Source organism: Janthinobacterium sp. GMG2 (genome assembly GCF_033949445.1).
In the GTDB taxonomy this organism is placed as follows: Bacteria; Pseudomonadota; Gammaproteobacteria; order Burkholderiales; family Burkholderiaceae_D; genus Janthinobacterium; species Janthinobacterium aestuarii.
Map to the genome: position 1 here is coordinate 959,284 of NZ_JAXAWA010000001.1, position 18,398 is coordinate 977,681.

The window sequence follows — 18,398 nt, forward strand, 5'->3', positions numbered from 1 at the left end:
ATATTGCCATTTATTGTGGCAGAGGGGGCTGGCGCCGCATGGGCCGCCAGCGCTTGCGCTATCATGGCGGCCATGACTGATACCACTGCCCCCACCCTGTACGAGACCATCGGCGGCGCCCCCGTGCTGCGCGAAATGGTCGACCGTTTTTATGACTTGATGGAGCTCGAGCCCGAGTTCGCCGGCATCCGCGTCATGCATCCGCCGTCGACGGACGGCTCGCGCGACAAGCTGTATTTTTTCCTGACGGGCTGGATGGGCGGACCGGATTTGTATATCGAGAAATTCGGCCACCCGCGCCTGCGCGCCCGTCATTTGCCGTATGCCATCGGTACCAGCGAACGCGACCAGTGGCTGCGCGCCATGGCCTGGGCCATGGAAGACACGGGTATCGAAGAGTCCTTGCGCGTGCGCCTGATGGAATCGTTCTATCAGACGGCCGACTGGATGCGCAACAAACCTGACTGATCCCATGAGCCCAATCGAGTTCTACAGCCTGCTGGGCGCCGCCATCGTCGCCATCGTCCTGTTGCTATTGATCTTGCTGCGCCCGCGTGGCGCGGCTGGCGATGGCGCCACCACCCTGGCCCTGGTGCAGCAGCACCAGCAGCAAAGCCTGGAGCGCATCGACCGGGTCGAGCGCGAAGTGCGGCTGCAGCTGCAGGCCTCGGCACAGGCCACGCGGCAAGACCTGGCGGCGGGCCTGGCGCAATTCCAGGCGGCGACCCTGCAACAGCTCGACAGCCTGCGCACGCAGATGCAGGCGCAGGGCAAAGTCGGACGCGAAGAACAGGCGCAAAGCCTGGCGCGCTTTGCCGAGAGTACCAATCAAACTCTGGCGCAACTGACGGAATCGAATGCCCAGCGCATGCTGGAAGTGCGTGCCACGTTGGAAAACAAGATCCGCGACTTGCAGGCCGACAATGGCGCGCGTCTGGAAGAGATGCGCAAGACGGTCGACGAGAAACTGCACGCGACCCTGGAAACGCGCCTGTCCGCCTCGTTCCAGCAAGTGTCGGAGCGGCTGGAAAAAGTCCATCAGGGCTTGGGCGAGATGCAGCAGCTGGCGCTGGGCGTGGGCGATTTGAAGCGGGTGCTCACCAACGTCAAGACGCGGGGAACGTGGGGCGAAGTGCAGCTGGAAATGCTGCTGGAGCAGGTACTCACTGTCGACCAGTACGCGAAGAATGTGGAAACCTTGCCGGGCAGCGGCGCGCGCGTGGAATTCGCCTTGAAACTGCCGGGCATGGTCGACGGCGGGCCGCCCGTTTGGATGCCGATTGACGCGAAATTCCCCAAGGAACAGTATGAGCGCCTGGTCGAGGCGGCCGAGCGGGCCGATGCCGACGGCGTGGCCCTGGCCGGACGCGAGCTGGAACGGGCCGTGCGGGGCGAAGCGAAAACCATCGCCGAGAAATACCTGGCGCCGCCGCTGACCACCGACTTTGCCATCCTGTTCCTGCCTACCGAGGGGCTGTATGCGGAAGTGCTGCGCCGCCCGGGACTGGCCGACGAATTGCAGCGCGTGCACCGGGTCAGCATCGCCGGGCCATCGACTCTGACGGCCTTGCTCAACAGCTTGCAGATGGGTTTCCGCACCCTGGCGCTGGAAAAGCGCTCGTCCGAAGTGTGGCAGGTGCTGGGCGCCGTCAAGACGGAATTCGGCAAGTTCGGCGAGGTGCTGTCGCAAACCCGGTTGACCCTGGAAAAGGCGGCGAAGAATATCGAAAGCGCGGAAGTGCGCAGCCGGCAGATGGCGCGCAAATTGAAATCCGTGGAAGCCTTGCCGGGCGAGGCGGCCGCCTTGCTGCTGGGTAAGGCGGATGCCGAATAGCGCCGCTTCGTTCGCCGCAGCGGCCGGCTAAGTCTGCTGGTCTTGCTGTTCTTGCGCCATCTGATGGTTGACTAGTTCAGCGGTGATGCTGCCCGGCGCATCGAGTTCGCGCTGTGCCAGTGTCCGCATGGCGTCATTCGCCAGGCCGGCAAGCAAGGCAGCGCCCAGTGCGTCCGCCTCGGCGCTTTGCCCTTGTCCACGCAGTATGGCAGCGGCGATCCGCACGTCTTTTACCAGATTCATCAACTCCGCCGCCAGGCGCGGCGGCGTGCCCGGCGCAGGAAACAGGGGCAGGCTGGCGGACAGGGCATTGACCATATCGAGGTGCTCCAGCGGGGCGCGGTGATAGCGGTCCGCGAGCGCGAAATTGCCCGCCTCGACAACAGCTGGCAGGGCTTGCCAAGCGTATTGGGGCGCCAGTTCGGGGGCGCTGGCGTCCAGCTGGGCGAACAGGTCGGCGGTGGAGCGGGCATCGCCCAGCGTGTCGTTCATCTCGGCGATGAGAGAGAAGCGCGACCTGCGGCCAAACGTGCTGCCTGCCTGTGGCGCGCGGCTGTCGTGGTGGCCGAAATCATGCTGGCCCGACAGCAGCAACTGGATTTGCGCATCACGCTCCGCCTGCAGGGCGGCGTACGCTGGCGCGTATGCCTCGGCCAAAAACTTCCACTCCAGCATGACAATGAAATAGCTCGACCTTGCCGGATTCAGGGTTTGCCCGGCCTCGGCGAACAGCTGTTGCAGCAGCGGCAGCGCTTCCGCGTGTCGGCCTTCGTTGCGCAGTGCAACGAGACGTGTCGAACGGCTATCGATGTCGGGCATGGCGGTCCTTGTCTGGAATGCACCATAGTAACAAGTCCGCATACGGCTGGCTACGCCTCAAGCGGCATGCTTGCTGGCAAGGCGTTTTCTGGCGCCGAAGGCTGTCAGCGCCAGTCCCGCCAGCAGCATGGCCCAGGTTTGCGGTTCCGGCACGGCCGGCAAGACGGTCGGCACGGTCGGTGGCAAGGTAGGGATGATCACGGTGGGCGGCACGATGATGCTGCTGCCCTGGTCCGGCGGCCGGCCGCTGCCGCCACCACCACCACCTCCGCCGCCCATGCCGGCCGGCGACGTGATGCCGCCGACGGTACGCACATAATCGAAGGGCAGGAAAGGAATGCTGGCCACCTCGGGCGGCATGGCGCCGCCCGTGAAGGAACCGCCGCGCAAGGCGTCGGGGTTGTCGATCAGTGGTACGCCTGCCGCTGCCGGGGCGGCGGGCGCGGCGGCAACGGGTGCCGCACCGCCGGGAGCGGCACCGGCCGCTGGCGGCGCTGATGCGGGCGCTTGCGTGATACGGCTGACGTTGCGGCAGATCGTCGGCACCAGGATGCACTGGCCCTGCACGCAATACACGAGTCCCCGTTCCTGCATCTGCTCGTTCCAGCCCGCGCGCGTGACGTTGCGGCAAACGCGACCCGGGCCGAAATGCATGTCGCTGATGCGCGCGTTGTAATTGCCCTTGCCGCGGATGGCGTCGCGGCTGATCACGACGATCTCATCGTACTGGCGCGCACGCATGCGCTCCTTCAATTGTTCGCGTACGGGCGGCGCGATATCCGTATAGCGGTCCACGGCCGCCACCACGTCACCCATGAACGGGTCGACGCCGGGACGATTCCAGTTGCAGTTATCGAGCACATCGGCGCGCGCGATGCCTTTCGCGCTGGCGGGCAAGGGCGCCAGGGACAAGGTGGCAAGCAGGCAGGCCGTACCCAGCAAGCTGGCTCCCGCGATCCATGAGCTGTGTCTCATTGTTGTTCCTCGTGAAAACAATATCAAAATTGAACTTTTTTGTATGAGTTCGAATGTTATCACCGAAGAAACTTCAATATCAACTAATAAATAAAATTATTGCAATTAGTGTTGTGTTTATTGATTTGTTTTAAGGAGAAATGATTGATATTTTTATCTCGATAGGCGAGCATCGGCCGCGCAGGGGAATTGATTGCAATGGGGAAATGCAAACGGCCCGCGCAGGGCGGGCCGTTCAGGAGAAGGGAAGCGGGAGCTGCTTAGATCAGCCCATGGAACAGCACGACGTCGACGAGGTCGCCGGCCGCCACGTGGCCTTGCGCTTCATGCAGCACGATCATGCAATTGGCTTGCGTCATCGAACGCAGGATACCCGAGCCTTGCGCACCCGTCACGCGCACGTGCTGGCGCCCGTCCGCGTCGCGTTCGACGATACCGCGCTGGTATTCCGTGCGGCCCCGTTTCTTGCGGATGGGCGCTTGCGCCGCCACTTGCAGCAGTGGCAGGGTGGACGTGTCCGCATCGGCGCCCATCAGGCGCAGCAGGGTGGGGCGGGCGAGGAAATAAAACGCCGCCATCACGGCCACGGGATTGCCGGGCAGGCCCAGCAGCAAGGTCGTGTCGCCTTCGCTGGCAATCCGGCCAAAGGCCATGGGGCGGCCCGGGCGCATGTTGATGTGCCAGAAGGCCACGTCACCGAGGCGGGCGAGGATCTCGCGCGTAAAATCGGCCGCGCCGCTGGACACGCCGCCCGAGGTGACGATGACGTCAGCCTTGGCGCAGGCACCGCGCAGGGCAGCTTCCAGCGCTTGCGGATTGTCCTTGACGATGCCCATGTCGAGCACCTCGCAGCCCAAGCGGGTCAGCATGCCCAGCAGGGTGTAGCGGTTGCTGTCGTAGATGCAGCCCGCGTCGAGCAGCTCGCCGATCGAGCGCAATTCGTCGCCGGTGGAAAAGAAGGCCACGCGCAGGCGCCGGCGCACGGGCACTGTGGCGATGCCGAGTGATGCCAGCAGTCCCAGTTCGGCCGGTCCGAGTAGCTTGCCTTGCAGCAGCGCAGGCTGGCCCTGCATCAAGTCTTCGCCCTTGAAACGGCGGTTGTCGCCAGGGCGGATGGAGTCCGGCGCGATGGTGATGCTGTGCTCGCTGGTGTGCCGCACCAGTTCCTGCGGCACGACGCTGTCGCAGCCGTCCGGCATGACGGCGCCCGTCATGATGCGCGCGCATTGCCCGCGCCCGACGTTGACCGTGCCGGGACGCCCGGCCAGGATGGTGTCGACCACGGCCAGGGTCACGGGTGCGTCGCCACCGAGGTCGGCCCCATGCAGGGCATAGCCATCCATGGCGGAATTGTCGTGCGCGGGCACGCTGATGGGCGAGATGATGTCGGCGGCCAGGATGCGTTCGAACGCTTGCGGCAGCGCCAGTTCCTCGATCTCGGTGACGGGCACGACCGTGTCGGCCAGGATGGCTTGCGCCATCGGCACGGACAAGCCTTGCGCCTGCAGGGCGGCCAGCTCGTCTGGCGTATTGATGTTGCCGAACGCGCCATGGTTCTCGAAGAGCACCTCAGCCAGTTTCAAGGGGCCATGCCAGGTGCGCATGCGGCGCTCGCCGCTGCGCAGATACGAGTCTAACTGGGGCAGGGCGGCAGTCTTGACGAGACAGAAGACGGGATGCGGGCGGCGCACGGCCGATCCCGTCGCCGGGTCGGTCTCCTCGGTGACGGCGATGGCCAGGTCGGCATCGTTGTCGATCAAACCGGCCGTCAGGCGCGCAGCCAGGTCGGACGGCAACAGGGGCGAATCGCACGGCACGGTGAGCAGATAGGGCGTGCCGGCGTGCCGCATGCCGCTGTGCAGGCCGGCCAGCGGCCCCAGCTGGCCCGGTAGCGCATCGGGCCACACGGGCAGGCCAAAGCGCGCGTAATCGCCGGCATCGGCGTGAACACTGATGGCCAGTTCGCCCACTTGCGGTGCCAGGCGCTGCAGCACGTGGCGGGCCAGGGGCTGGCCATGCAGGGGCAGCATGCCCTTGTCGCGCTGGCCCATGCGCGTGCCGAGGCCGCCGGCCAGGATCAGGCCGGTAATGTCGTGTTTGTTGATCATGTCAGGTAGGGAAATTGGTGCATGCGCCATGGTAGCAGCGCGGGGCGTGCGCCGCCCCGGATTCAGCCGCCGATGTACGACATTTCCACTTTCTTTTTACCGTGCTCAAGTGTGCCGCCCGTCAAATCCGTCTGGCTGGTGCGTAATTGCGAATAGCGGTCGCCGCGGCCGCGCCACAACTGCGCCACGGCCGAGGATATTTCCGCGTCGCTATGGCCGCCGCGCAGCAGGCTGCGCAGGTCGTGGCCGCTGCTGGCGAACAGGCACGTGTACAGCTTGCCCTCGGTCGAGAGGCGGGCACGGCTGCAGTCGGCGCAGAACGCTTGGGTGACGCTGGAAATGAGGCCGATTTCGCCGCCGCCATCCGCATAGCGCCAGCGCGCCGCCGTCTCGCCCGTGTAGTTCGGGTTAATGGGCAGCAAGGGCATGTGTGAGGCGATGCGGCGCACGACTTCGGCCGAAGGGATGACTTCCTGCAAATTCCAGCCGTTCGAGGCGCCCACGTCCATGTATTCGATGAAGCGCAGGATATATGGCGTGCCCTTGAAGTGGCGCGCCATGGGCACGATTTCCTGCTCGTTCATGCCGGCCTTGACGACCATATTGATCTTGATGGGACCCAGGCCGGCCGCGTGCGCCGCATCGATGCCGTGCAGCACGTCGGCCACGGCGAAATCGACGTCGTTCATGCGCTTGAAGGTGGCGTCGTCGAGCGAGTCGAGCGACACGGTCACGCGGTTCAGGCCGGCATCCTTGAGCGCTTGCGCTTTTCTGGCCAGCAAGGAGCCGTTGGTGGTCAGGGTCAGATCCAGCGGCTGGCCCGACGGCGTGCGCAGCGCGGCCAGCATGGCGATGAGCTTTTCGATATTCTTGCGCAACAGCGGCTCGCCGCCCGTCAGGCGAATCTTTTCCACGCCGTGTTCAACGAACAGGCGCGCGATGCGCGTGATTTCCTCGAACGACAGCAAATCCGTGTGCGACAGATACACGTGGTTCTTGTCGAACACGTCCTTCGGCATGCAATACACGCAACGGAAATTGCAGCGGTCGGTAATCGAGATGCGCAAGTCGTGCAGGGGCCGGCCCAGGCTGTCGGCCACGTTGCCGCTGGGACTTTCCAGCCGTGCGGGGATCGCCGGTGCCCCATTGCGGGCTTCGGCGAGGTAGATAATCTTGTCAGCCATGAAAGGTCATGCCACTTACGTAAAATCGGTCAAGGCAGATACGATAGCACGAGGCCGAGGATGGCACAGGCGAGCAGCAATTTGATGGTGCCCACTTGAAACCGGATCAGCGCCACGCCGGCCGCCAGCGCGATGGCAATCGCCAGCCAGTCCCAGTGCGGCAGCGGGTTTGTTTGCCAGAAGACATGGTGGCCAAAGAACAGGGCCAGGCTGGCGATGACGCCGACCACGGCCGCCGAGATGGCCGTCAGGGGCGCGCTCAGGCGCAGATTGCCGCGCGACGCTTCCACGAGGGGCGCGCCGGCCAGGATGAAGATGAACGAGGGGAGGAAAGTAAACCAGCTGGCGACGAGCGCGCCGCACACGCCCGCCAGCCACAGCTGCTCACCCGTCACGGCATGGCTCCAGCCGCCGACAAAACCGATGAAGGCGACGATCATGATCAGCGGGCCGGGCGTCGTTTCGCCCAGCGCCAGGCCATCCATCATTTGCGCGCTCGTGATCCAGTGGTAGTGGTCGGCGGCGCCCTGCACCAGGTAGGGCAGCACGGCATACGCGCCGCCGAACGTGAGCAGGGCCGCCTTGCTGAAAAACACGCCCATCTGCGCCAGCGGCTGGTCCGTGCCGCCCGCCAGCGCCAGGCCCAGCCAGACGAAGAAGGCCAGCGCCAGGCCCACGGCAGCCGTGCCAAGCAGGCGCGGCCAGCGGAAGCGCGCGTGGTCCGGCGTCGGCGTGTCGTCATCGATCAGGGCTGTGCCGTAGCGGGCCGCGCCGCCATGCGACGCGCCGTTGGAATGAAAGTGGTCCGGCAGCCAGCGCCCGCCCGCCATGCCGAGCAAAGCGGCGGCGAGCACGATCAGCGGAAATGGCAGCTGTAGCGCGGCGATGGCGGCAAATGCGGCCGCCGCGATGGCGATCAGAGCGGGGCTGCGCAAGGTGCGCCGGCTCAGGCGCCAGGCGGCCGCCAGCACGATGGCGACGACGGCCGGCTTGATGCCGTACAGGACGCCGGCGATGGCGCCCACGTGGCCATACGCCATGTACAGCCAGGACAGCGCGATCAGCACCAGCAGCGAGGGCAGCAAAAACAGCAGGCCCGCCACCAGGGCGCCGCGCGTGCGATGCATCAGCCAGCCGATGTAGATGGCCAGCTGGGTCGCTTCCGGCCCCGGCAGCAGCATGCAGTAATTGAGCGCGTGCAGGAAACGCTGCTCGGAAATCCAGCGCCGCTTTTCCACCAGCTCCGCATGCATCATGGCGATTTGCCCGGCCGGGCCGCCAAAGCTGACGCAGCCCAGCTTGAGCCAGTACCAGAAGGCGCTGCGCAGGCTGACGGGGGCGGGAGGCAGGTTGGCGTTCTCGTGCATGGCGGGTGGATGGCAGCAAAAAAGTGGACATAAAAAAGGGGAAGCCTGAGCTTCCCCTTTTATCATTGGCGGCTGGGCGAACCCGGCGCGCTTATGGACGTTGCGTGTTGACCTGGATCAACGGCTCATCCGATTGCGGCGGCAATGGCTTGCGTTCGCGTGGCTTGCGGACCGGAGCGACTGCCTTGGCGGCCGCTTCCTGCGCCAGGCGCAGTTTTTCCGGATCGGTGGCAGCCAGGGTCAGACCGGCCGAACCGAGCACCGCGCTCAAGTCCAGCGGCGCGGCAGGAGCAGGAGCAGGAGCAGGAGCAACGACAGGCGCTGGCGCTGGTGCCGGAGCAGGCACGGGAGCAGGGGCGGGAGCCGCTTCGGCAACCACCGGGGCAGCTTCCACCACGGCTGGCGCCGCTTCGGCGACTGGCGCTGCTGCTGGAACTTCTTCAGCCACGGCGACGGTTTCCACGGCAGCTGCCGTTTCCACGACTGGCGCCGCTTCGACGATGACTTCCGCTGGAGCAGGCGCAGGCGCCGGTGCGGCTTCCGCTTTCTCGGCAAAGCTGTACTCGGCAGCTGGTGCTGGTTCGCCAGCGGCTGGTTCAGCTTGCGCTGCAGCAACGACGGCTTCCACAGGGGCTGGCGGCACGATCACTTCAGCGGCAGAGGCGGCTTCCTCAACCTTGGCCACTTCCACCACTTCGACCACTTCCACGACTTCAGCCACGACGGCAGGAGCGGCATCCAATGCAGCTTCCACTGGTGCGGCAACGGCGACGACAGCGGCGGCGGCCACGACGGCGGCCGGAGCGGCATCAGCTGCAGCTTCCGGCGCCGGAGCGACCGTAAAGCTGATCACTGGTGCGTCCTGGCCTTCGTTTTCACCGTTTGCCGATTCGATCAGCTCGCCCGTTTCGCGGTCGCGGCGGTTGCGGTTGCGGCCACCACGACGACGGCGGCGGCGCGGTTCTTCGCCTTCCACGTCGGTTTCCGTCTCTTCGCCTTCAGGACCGGCATTTGCTGGCGCCTTCAGCAGGTTCGCCGGTGCGGCGTCGGATTCAGGACCGTTTGACGGCACGACGACGTTGACTGCGCTGGCGGTGGCGCCAACCAGTGCCAGCTCTTCAGCTTTCACCTCAGCAACAACAGCCTTGTCGGCGCGTGGTTCGCGCGCTTCGCGTGGCTGGCGTGGCGGACGCTCGGCGCGCTCTGGACGTTCCGCGCGTTCCGGACGCTCGGCGCGTTCAGGACGTTCGCCGCGTTCGCCGCGTTCGCGCGGTGCTGCCGCCGTATCGCCGTTCTCGCGCGCTTCACGCGGTTCGCGTGGCGGACGCGGTGGACGTGGCGGACGGGCCGCTTTTTCCAGTGCTTCCGCTTCTTTCGCTGCATCGTCCTGAGCTGGACGGCCCTGGCCTGGTTCGCGTTCTTCGCGGCCAGGCTTGCCGTTGCGGCCACGGCCACGCGGGCCACGGCTGTTGCGGTCGCCACGGTCGGCGCCGGCCGGCTTGGCTGGTGCGACAGGAGCAGGTGCGGGCGCCACCGGTGCCGGAGCGCCGGTGAAGAAGCTGATGATCTTGGCGATCAGGCCCTGTGGTGCGGCAGGCGCGGCCACTGGAGCCGGTTTCGCTTCGACGGGCTTGCGCTCGACCAGCGGTGCCGGCTGGTCAGGCGTGATCGTCTTGACGACGGCTTCCTGGCGCGGCTTGGCTTCTTCCTTCTGGCGCTTGCTGTAAGCCATGTCGGTTTCAGCGCTTTCCGCCAGGTTGTAGCTGGCCTGGCTGTCTTCCAGACGCGGGTCGTCGTGCTTGATGCGTTCCAGCTTGTAGTGTGGCGTTTCCAGATGCTTGTTCGGGATCAGGATCACGGCGATGCGGTGGCGGTTCTCGATCTTCAGCACTTCGCCGCGCTTTTCGTTGAGCAGGAAGGCGCCCACGTCCACGGGCACTTGCACGTGGATGGTGGCCGAGTTTTCCTTCATCGCCTCTTCCTGGATGATGCGCAGCACCTGCAGGGCGGACGATTCCGTATCGCGGATGTGGCCGGTGCCGGAGCAGCGCGGGCACGTCACGTGCGAACCTTCGGACAGCGAAGGGCGCAGGCGCTGGCGCGACAGTTCCATCAGGCCGAAGCGCGAGATCTTGCCCATTTGTACGCGGGCCCGGTCATGGTGCAGCGCATCTTTCAGACGCTGTTCCACTTCGCGCTGGTTTTTCGCCACTTCCATGTCGATGAAGTCGATGACGATCAAGCCGCCCAAGTCGCGCAGACGCAGCTGGCGGGCCACTTCTTCGGCCGCTTCGCAGTTGGTGTTGAAGGCGGTCGTCTCGATGTCCGAGCCGCGCGTGGCGCGGGCCGAGTTGACGTCGACGGAGACCAGCGCTTCGGTATGGTCGATAACGATGGCGCCGCCCGATGGCAGCGGCACGGTGCGGCTGTACGCCGTTTCGATCTGGTGTTCGATCTGGAAGCGCGAGAACAGCGGCACGTCGTCGCTGTAGCGTTTTACGCGGTGCACCATGTCGGGCATCACGTGGCTCATGAACTGGTGCGCCTGGTCGTAGATCTCGTCGGTGTCGATCAGGATCTCGCCGATGTCGGGCTGGAAGTAGTCGCGGATGGCGCGGATGACGAGCGACGATTCCTGGTAGATCAGGAAAGCGCCGTTGGCCGACTTGCCGGCGCCTTCGATGGCGCGCCACAGTTGCATCAGGTAATTCAAGTCCCACTGCAGTTCATCGACGTTGCGGCCGATGCCTGCCGTGCGGGCAATCACGGACATGCCAGCAGGCAAGTCCAGTTTATCCATGGTTTCGCGCAATTCCTGGCGCTCTTCACCTTCCACGCGGCGCGATACGCCACCGCCACGCGGGTTGTTCGGCATCAGGACCAGGTAACGGCCAGCCAGCGAGACGAACGAGGTCAGGGCGGCGCCCTTGTTGCCGCGCTCTTCCTTCTCCACCTGCACCATGATTTCCTGGCCTTCGCGCAGCGCTTCCTTGACGGAAGCGTTACGCACGTCGACGCCTTCGCGGAAATACGTGCGGGCAACTTCCTTGAAAGGCAGGAAGCCGTGGCGGTCTTCGCCATAGCTGACGAAGCACGCTTCGAGCGAAGGCTCGATGCGCGTGATCACGCCCTTGTAGATGTTGGATTTGCGCTGTTCGCGCCCGGCTGTCTCGATATCGATGTCGATCAGTTTTTGTCCGTCGACAATCGCTACGCGCAGTTCTTCTTGCTGCGTGGCATTAAACAACATGCGTTTCATTTTTATAACTCCGCGACCCGTAGGCCATCTCAAAGCCGCTTCCGGGGAAGCGGCGAAGTACAGGGATATATGCGAGAACGGGAGTGCTGGCGGGGGAAATGCCCAGGCGTGCGGAGCAACAACGCGTACGAGGTATACGTTACGGCCGCAACAGGCGCGGTGAGGTCGATCGTCATGCCGAGTGCACAGGACACTTGCAACTCATCTGAAACAGCCCGGATGAGAATGAACTGCATCGGGGGCAGAGAATGCAAGTGGTCAGCAAATTCAGAGCCAAAATCGTTAGCCGGCTCATTACAGGGATCGCGATGGCGAGGCTTGGCCTCAGCCTATCATCGACAACCCTCAGTATTTGGCCACATACGGGGTTTGGCGAAAACGGCAAGCGTTATCAACTTCATCAACCCGCGAGCCCGACTCGATAAGTCGCGCTAACGGGTACTTATCCTTATAATCCCACACTCACTTCAGCATCTCCACGCGTTATCCGATTACAACTACGGTGCAACCTTGATTCGCGCAGGGATGGTGCATATACATTTTTTTCCACCGAATTTGCAATTTGGCGAGGCCGGTGGAGACGCCCCTGTGTAAAATGTGCTTTTATTCTTACACTCGCAGCAGCCAGGGCCGCAGCAAAAACAATTATATATTCAAAATGAAGGACTTAGAGAGATTTCTGGGAAGACATAGTAAATGAAGAGTCAAAATGATGTTGTTCCCCCTTCAACACCCCCGGTTCAGCCGCAAGCCCAATTCGTAACGATCGCCGAGGAAGAAGCAGGCCAGCGCATCGACAACTACTTATTAAGAGTGTGCAAGGGAGTGCCTAAAAGCCACATCTACCGGATCTTGCGATCGGGAGAAGTGCGGGTTAATAAAGGCCGTATCGATCAGCTGTACCGTCTCGCCGCCGGCGACGTGGTGCGTATTCCACCCGTGCGCGTGGCCGAAAAGGCCCCTACGGGCGCGCCGGCCGCCGAATTCAAGATCATCTTCGAAGATGCGCAGCTGCTCGTCATCGACAAGCCGGCCGGCGTGGCCGTGCATGGCGGCTCGGGCGTGTCGTTCGGCGTGATCGAGCAATTGCGCGCTTCGCGTCCCGACGCCAAGTTTTTGGAACTGGTGCACCGCCTGGACCGCGACACGTCCGGCCTGCTGTTGCTGGCAAAGAAACGCACGGCGCTGACCAACCTGCACGAGCAGATGCGCGACGGCGTCACCGACAAGCGCTACCTGGTGCTGGTAGCCGGCGACTGGAAGAATGCGCGCCAGCATATCAAGTTGCCGCTGCATAAATATACGACGGCCGAAGGCGAGCGCCGGGTGGCCGTGCAGGCCGATGGCCTGGCGTCGCACACGGTGTTTTCACTGTTGCATAAATATCACAACTTCGCCTTGCTGGAAGCGGAATTGAAGACGGGACGCACGCACCAGATCCGCGTACACCTGTCTTCGTCCGGTTTCCCCATCGCCGGCGACGATAAATATGGCGACTTTGCCCTCAACCGTGCCCTGTTGAAGGCCGACAGCACGCGCGGTGCCCTGAAACGCATGTTCCTGCACGCGCACCAGATCACGTTTACGCATCCGGAAACGGGCAAGACGATGACCCTGAACGCACCGCTGGCTGCCGAATGCGAGCGTTTCTTGGTAAGCTTGGGCAAACCATTGGCCGTTGCCGCACGATAAGTATGCAGCGCGTGCGCGCGACACTACTCATAAGGTAGTCAGTCGCCATCATTCATTCTCAAGGAGCCGGCGGCTATGCTGTCGGGAAACATGGCAAGAAAGCAATTTGATCTGATCGTCTTCGATTGGGACGGTACCCTGATAGACAGTACCTCGACCATCGTCAAGTGCATCCAGGCATCGGCCAAAGACCTCGGCTTGCCCATTCCCACCGAGTTGCTCGCTTCGCACGTGATCGGCCTGGGCTTGCAGGAAGCGATGCAGCTGGTGATGCCCGACGTGGAGCCGAAATTCCATGCGCGCATGGCCGAACGCTACCGCTATCACTACCTGTCGCGCGACCATGAGCTGACCTTGTTTCCTGGCGTACACGAGATGCTGCAGGAACTGTCGCAGCAGGCGTATTTCCTGGCGGTGGCCACGGGCAAGAGCCGTGTCGGCCTGAACCGCTCCCTGAATGCCGTCAAGCTGCTGTCCCTGTTCGATGCCACACGCTGCGCCGATGAAACGTTTTCCAAGCCCCATCCGGCCATGCTGCAGGAACTGACGCGCGAGTTGGGGCAGGATATGCGCCGTACCGTGATGATCGGCGACACCAGCCATGATTTATTGATGGCAAGCAATGCAGGCGCGGCAGGTATTGCCGTAGAGTATGGAGCGCATCCGGTGGCGCAGTTGCAAGCTTGCAATCCCCTGTATTCGGCCGCCACGGTGGCCGACCTGCATCAATGGCTGAGCGAGCACGCATGATGACTGATGTTGCGGAAGTGTTGATTTGTGCGGCCGATGCCGTGGCCGATGGTGGCAAGGGCGTGCGCTTTCCCGTCGCTGCCGGCGGCGAAGCGACTACGGGCTTTGTCGTGCGCCATGGCGGCAAGGCGTATGGCTACCTGAACCGCTGTGCCCACGTGCCGATCGAACTGGACTGGGCCGAAGGCGAGTTTTTCGAGTCCAGCGGCTTGTACCTGATGTGTTCGACGCATGGCGCCATCTATGTGCCGGAAAGCGGCTTGTGCGCGGGCGGCCCCTGCAAGGGAGGGCGCCTGCGTCCGATCGCCGTGGCCGAACGCGATGGCCGGCTGTACTGGCAACCCGACGAGTATGTCCAGCCGCTGCCGGCCTGAGGCCGGGGCAGGCTTTATTGCAATTTAAACAAAGTGAATCATGAGCGATAACACGAATGACAAGCTGGACAGTAGCGCGCCAGCCGCCGGCCACGGCGTCCCTGCGGGGAACTGGGAGCGCGACGTGCTGGAAAAGCTGGTATTTGCCACTTTGCAAGAACAACGCGCGCACCGCCGCTGGAGCATCTTTTTCAAGGTCTTCGGCCTGCTGATCGTGCTGTTCGCCCTGTGGGTGTTTTATGACTACAACACGGCCGACGACAGCGAAACCCTGGGCCGCCACACGGCCCTGATCGACATCAACGGCGCCATCGAGTCCGAAGGCAGCGGCTCGGCCGCCGTCGTCATCCCCGCGCTGGACAAGGCGTTTTCCGATAGCGGCTCCGTGGCCGTGGTGCTGCATATTAATAGTCCGGGCGGCAGTCCCGTGCAGGCCGGCATGATCGTCGACGAGATGCAGCGCCTGCGCAAGGGCTATCCGGACAAGCCTTTATATGTAGTGGTCGATGAAATGTGCGCTTCGGGCGGCTATTACATCGCGGCCGCCGCCGACCGCATCTATGTCAACAAGGCCAGCGTGGTCGGCTCCATCGGCGTGCTGATGGATGGCTTCGGCTTTACGGGCGTGATGGAAAAGGTCGGCGTCGAGCGCCGTTTGCTGACGGCGGGCGAGAACAAGGGCTTTATGGACCCGTTCAGCCCCCTGACGGAAAAGCACAAGGCGTATGCGCAAGGCATGCTCAATGAAATCCACCAGCAGTTCATCGAGGTGGTGCGGGCGGGACGGGGCAAGCGCCTGAAGGAAACGGCCGATACCTTCTCCGGTTTGTACTGGACGGGCGCGAAAGCCGTGGAAATGGGCCTGGCCGACGATTTCGGCACGGTCGACAGCGTGGCGCGCGACGTCGTCAAGGCGGAAGACATCGTCGACTACACGCAGCATGAAGGCTTGCCGGAACGGGTGCTGAAAAAGTTTGGCGCCGCCATGGGCGCGGGCGCCATGAAGGCAGCCGTGCAGCAGTCACAACCGGCGTTGCGCTGAGGACATCACTCTTGGCTGGCAGGCAAGCCAATCGAGAATGATTTTCAATAAGGTGGTAAATTGGCTTGAAAATGGGGCTGCTTGGGCTATAGTGAAAGCGTAGTTCTTTTCAAGGAGGGGCGATATATCAACTATGTTGTCAGTACTAACTTGATTGGCAGGTCATGGAACTACTCGCCGCATCGCAGATGTGGTTTTGAGTGAATTTACATTCCTCACTAAAGTCCCGATGGGGCTTGGGAACGGCGGCGCAATGCCGCCGTTTCCTTTTGTGCGTCGTTCGTGCCGGACGGGTGAGTGTTGCTCGAGGTTGTAGCTGGGCGTGCTGGCAAGGCAGGCATGCGAGGGCGGGGCATGGCCGGTGGTCGGATGGGGGGCGCTCAGACGGCGCAGCCGTTGCAGTGCGCGGGCAGGGCGGTTGCCTGCCGGGACTGCGCTGCGCCGGCACTGGCGTTGGCGCCGGAACTGATCTCGGGCGCCGTGTCCACCATGACGGGCGCCGTCACGTTGTCGGTTTCCGCGTTTGCGTCCGCATCCGCGTGGGCAAAACCGCCGAGCTCCAGCCAGCACATGAAATGGCATTGCGCCTCGGCATGCCAATGCGTCTGGCTCGCTGGCGATGGCGTTGCGTCCGCATCCTGCGGCGCCGGGGCGCTGCTCCAGCGCGCCACGCCGAGTCTGACCTTGTGCATGGCCGCCTGTTCCGTAGCGATGCGCAGGCGCATGTCGGCGATGCTGCCTTGTAAGGCGATGGTATCGGTATGCTTCATACAATGTCCTTGTGAATCGTTGCTTGGTTATTATTCCTAAAGCTCGTTAGGCGGATTCCTAACGAAGTTTCAGTCTATCAATGCGATATTCCGAGCGCTTGATATTGCTCAAAGGAATTGGCCATTTATATCGAAATCTCACCTTGTACTTCAGCTCATCTGTGCATGCGCAAGGCTGGTGCGCCCTCGGCGGCCTTGCGCAGGCCGCGCGCGCGGCCGCTTCACGCTGCCAGCCGCTTCTGGTAAAGTCACGCCCATGAGTAAATTATCCCTAGACCGCATCCTGCAATCGCAGGGTTTTGGCACCCGTAAATATTGCCGTTCCCTCATCGAAGATGGCGATGTCGTCATCGATGGCGTCACCCAGACCAATTACCGCACCACCGTCGAGACCGAAGGCCTGGTGCTGCACGTGTTCGAAGAAGAGTGGGTCTACCGCGCGCACCTGTACCTGGCGCTGAACAAGCCCGCCAACTTCGAATGCTCGCGCAAGCCCAGCCATCATCCTGGCGTGCTGACCCTGCTGCCGGAGCAGTTCACCTGGCGCGAAGTCCAGCCCGTCGGCCGGCTCGACCACGATACGACCGGCATGCTGCTGATGTCCGACGATGGGCCGTTTATCCATGCACAATCGTCGCCGAAGCGCCACGTTCCCAAGATTTACCAGGCTACCACGCAAGAGCCCGTGACCGATGAACTGGTGGCCCTGTTGCTGGCCGGCGTGCAATTGCACGACGAGCCGGCCCCGCTGGCGGCCCTCGTCTGCGTCAAGCGCGGCGAACACCAGCTGGAAATCGTGCTCGAGCAGGGCAAGTACCACCAGGTCAAGCGCATGCTGGCCGCCGCCGGCAACCATTGCAGCGCGCTGCACCGTTCCGCCATCGGCAGCCTGACCCTGGAATCGCTGGGCATCGCCGAAGGCGAGTGGTGTTACCTGACTCCCGAGCAGGTCGCGCTGCTGGCGTAAATCCCTCCAGACCGTCAAAGCCGGGGATGTCCCGGCTTTTTGGCGTCTTTAGCCCCCTATTGCCTGCATTTGACGAAATTTCCCGCACATGAAATTAGCTACCCTGAACGATGGCACGCGCGATGGCCAGCTCGCTGTCGTCTCGCGCGACCTGAAAACGGCCCACCTGGCCGATGGCATCGCCTCGACCCTGCAAAAGGCGCTCGACGACTGGAGCTTCATCGCGCCCCAGCTCGACTTGCTGTACCAGACCATCAATAGCGGCCGCGGCCATCGCGCCTTCGAGTTCGACCCGGCCAACTGCATGGCGCCCTTGCCGCGCAGCAGCCTGCGGGTGGCGGGGGCGTCCTACCTGCAGCAGATCGAGCGGGCCTGCAAGGCGGCGGGACTTGAAGCGCCCGCCAATCTGCGCGATGCGCCAAGGATGTACCAGGGCGCCAGCGACGATTTCCTTGGCGCCCACGATGCCATCACCCTGGCGCACGAGCAGTGGGGCATCGATTACGAGGCCGGCATCGCCGCCATCACGGACGACGTGGCCATGGGCTCGACGCCGGACCAGGCCCACCTGAACATCAAGCTGTTGATGCTGGTCAACGACATCACCCTGCGCAACCTGGCGCCCGACGAACAGGCCAGCGGCTACGGCTTCCTGCAAGCGAAGCCGGCCATGGCTTGCTCGCCTGTCGCCATCACGCCCGACGAACTCGGTGACGCCTGGCGCGGCGGCAAGGTGCATTACGCCCTGCGCTGCAGCCTGAATGGCAAATTGACGGGCCAGCCGAACGCGGGCGCCGACATGGCGTTCAATTACCCGCAATTGCTCGCCCATCTGTGCCAGACGCGCAACGCGCGTGCCGGCAGCGTGGTCAGTGCGGGCGGCGTCGCCAACAAGGAAGTCAAGAAGGGATTTTCCAGTATCGTTGAGCGACGTAACCAGGAGATGATCGCCGATGGCGTCGCCAGCACGCCGTATCTGCTGTTTGGTGATGTTGTTCGCCTGGAAATGCTGGGTGACGACGGGAAATCCTTGTTTGGGGCGATCGAACAGACGGTGAAGCAGGCGGAAGCGCGGAAAAATCGTTAGTGACCCGAGAAAATGGCCATGACTGCGTTGCAGCCCCTCGCCGTACTATTCGTACTGTCTTCGGAGCTGCGCCTTGTCCTGACCATTTTTCGGTCCCCTCTGAAATGGGCGCCTGCGGCGCCTTTAATGTAGGCAAGGGAAAAGGAGGGCAATTGCCCCCCTTTTCCCTT

At 63.3% G+C, this 18,398-nt stretch carries 15 protein-coding genes; 8 read left to right on the forward strand and 7 right to left on the reverse strand.

Going from position 1 to position 18,398, the window contains the following annotated elements; translation table 11 throughout:
* Nucleotides 1–72: 72 nt before the first annotated feature.
* Nucleotides 73–468 carry a group II truncated hemoglobin gene (locus tag SKZ59_RS04315; protein ID WP_034754244.1) on the forward strand — a complete coding sequence of 132 codons (396 nt, stop codon included), beginning with the start codon at nucleotides 73–75 and terminating at the stop codon, nucleotides 466–468.
* Between the two features lie 4 nt (nucleotides 469–472).
* A complete protein-coding gene (rmuC, locus tag SKZ59_RS04320; protein ID WP_072455416.1) occupies nucleotides 473–1,834 on the forward strand; it encodes a DNA recombination protein RmuC in 1,362 nt (453 codons plus the stop codon).
* 27 nt (nucleotides 1,835–1,861) lie between these two features.
* Here the strand turns inward: rmuC and SKZ59_RS04325 are convergent, their stop codons facing one another.
* The 6 genes from SKZ59_RS04325 to SKZ59_RS04350 all read right to left on the reverse strand — a co-directional run bounded on the left by SKZ59_RS04325 (nucleotide 1,862) and on the right by SKZ59_RS04350 (nucleotide 11,546).
* Entirely contained in the window at nucleotides 1,862–2,653 is a 792-nt protein-coding gene (locus tag SKZ59_RS04325) for a hypothetical protein (RefSeq protein ID WP_319990927.1), read from the reverse strand.
* Nucleotides 2,654–2,710: 57 nt separating this feature from the next.
* Entirely contained in the window at nucleotides 2,711–3,628 is a 918-nt protein-coding gene (locus SKZ59_RS04330; protein ID WP_319990928.1) for an MHFG family PEP-CTERM protein, read from the reverse strand.
* A 260-nt stretch (nucleotides 3,629–3,888) separates the two neighbouring features.
* Nucleotides 3,889–5,736, reverse strand: a complete 1,848-nt coding sequence (glp, locus tag SKZ59_RS04335) for a gephyrin-like molybdotransferase Glp (protein WP_319990929.1) — start codon at nucleotides 5,734–5,736, stop codon at nucleotides 3,889–3,891.
* 62 nt (nucleotides 5,737–5,798) lie between these two features.
* Nucleotides 5,799–6,920, reverse strand: coding sequence for a GTP 3',8-cyclase MoaA (gene moaA / locus SKZ59_RS04340; RefSeq protein WP_319990930.1), 1,122 nt, complete (start codon nucleotides 6,918–6,920; stop codon nucleotides 5,799–5,801).
* A gap of 29 nt (nucleotides 6,921–6,949) precedes the next feature.
* Nucleotides 6,950–8,287 (reverse strand): chromate efflux transporter, encoded by a 1,338-nt coding sequence (gene chrA, locus SKZ59_RS04345; RefSeq protein WP_319990931.1) that lies wholly within the window; start codon nucleotides 8,285–8,287, stop codon nucleotides 6,950–6,952.
* A 91-nt stretch (nucleotides 8,288–8,378) separates the two neighbouring features.
* On the reverse strand, nucleotides 8,379–11,546 hold the full coding sequence (locus SKZ59_RS04350; protein ID WP_319990932.1) for an Rne/Rng family ribonuclease: 3,168 nt from the start codon (nucleotides 11,544–11,546) through the stop codon (nucleotides 8,379–8,381).
* A 696-nt stretch (nucleotides 11,547–12,242) separates the two neighbouring features.
* On the opposite strand from SKZ59_RS04350, the gene SKZ59_RS04355 reads away from it, so the two are divergent.
* The 4 genes from SKZ59_RS04355 (at nucleotide 12,243) to SKZ59_RS04370 (ending at nucleotide 15,404) form a co-directional block, all read left to right on the forward strand.
* On the forward strand, nucleotides 12,243–13,238 hold the full coding sequence (locus SKZ59_RS04355; RefSeq protein ID WP_034754116.1) for an RluA family pseudouridine synthase: 996 nt from the start codon (nucleotides 12,243–12,245) through the stop codon (nucleotides 13,236–13,238).
* 90 nt (nucleotides 13,239–13,328) lie between these two features.
* A complete protein-coding gene (locus SKZ59_RS04360; protein ID WP_046685951.1) occupies nucleotides 13,329–13,988 on the forward strand; it encodes an HAD-IIIA family hydrolase in 660 nt (219 codons plus the stop codon).
* Nucleotides 13,985–14,362 carry a Rieske (2Fe-2S) protein gene (locus SKZ59_RS04365; RefSeq protein WP_319990933.1) on the forward strand — a complete coding sequence of 126 codons (378 nt, stop codon included), beginning with the start codon at nucleotides 13,985–13,987 and terminating at the stop codon, nucleotides 14,360–14,362. Before SKZ59_RS04360 ends, SKZ59_RS04365 begins: the two co-directional genes overlap by 4 nt.
* A gap of 40 nt (nucleotides 14,363–14,402) precedes the next feature.
* A complete protein-coding gene (locus tag SKZ59_RS04370) occupies nucleotides 14,403–15,404 on the forward strand; it encodes a S49 family peptidase (RefSeq protein ID WP_072455402.1) in 1,002 nt (333 codons plus the stop codon).
* A gap of 380 nt (nucleotides 15,405–15,784) precedes the next feature.
* Here SKZ59_RS04370 and SKZ59_RS04375 read toward each other — a convergent pair whose 3' ends face one another.
* A complete protein-coding gene (locus tag SKZ59_RS04375; RefSeq protein WP_072455400.1) occupies nucleotides 15,785–16,174 on the reverse strand; it encodes a hypothetical protein in 390 nt (129 codons plus the stop codon).
* Nucleotides 16,175–16,430: 256 nt separating this feature from the next.
* Here SKZ59_RS04375 and SKZ59_RS04380 point away from each other — a divergent pair, with 256 nt between their 5' ends.
* Together SKZ59_RS04380 and SKZ59_RS04385 are read left to right on the forward strand one after the other, a co-directional pair.
* Entirely contained in the window at nucleotides 16,431–17,141 is a 711-nt protein-coding gene (locus SKZ59_RS04380; RefSeq protein ID WP_319990934.1) for a 16S rRNA pseudouridine(516) synthase, read from the forward strand.
* A gap of 88 nt (nucleotides 17,142–17,229) precedes the next feature.
* Nucleotides 17,230–18,228, forward strand: coding sequence for a fumarylacetoacetate hydrolase family protein (locus SKZ59_RS04385; protein WP_319990935.1), 999 nt, complete (start codon nucleotides 17,230–17,232; stop codon nucleotides 18,226–18,228).
* Nucleotides 18,229–18,398 lie beyond the last annotated feature (170 nt).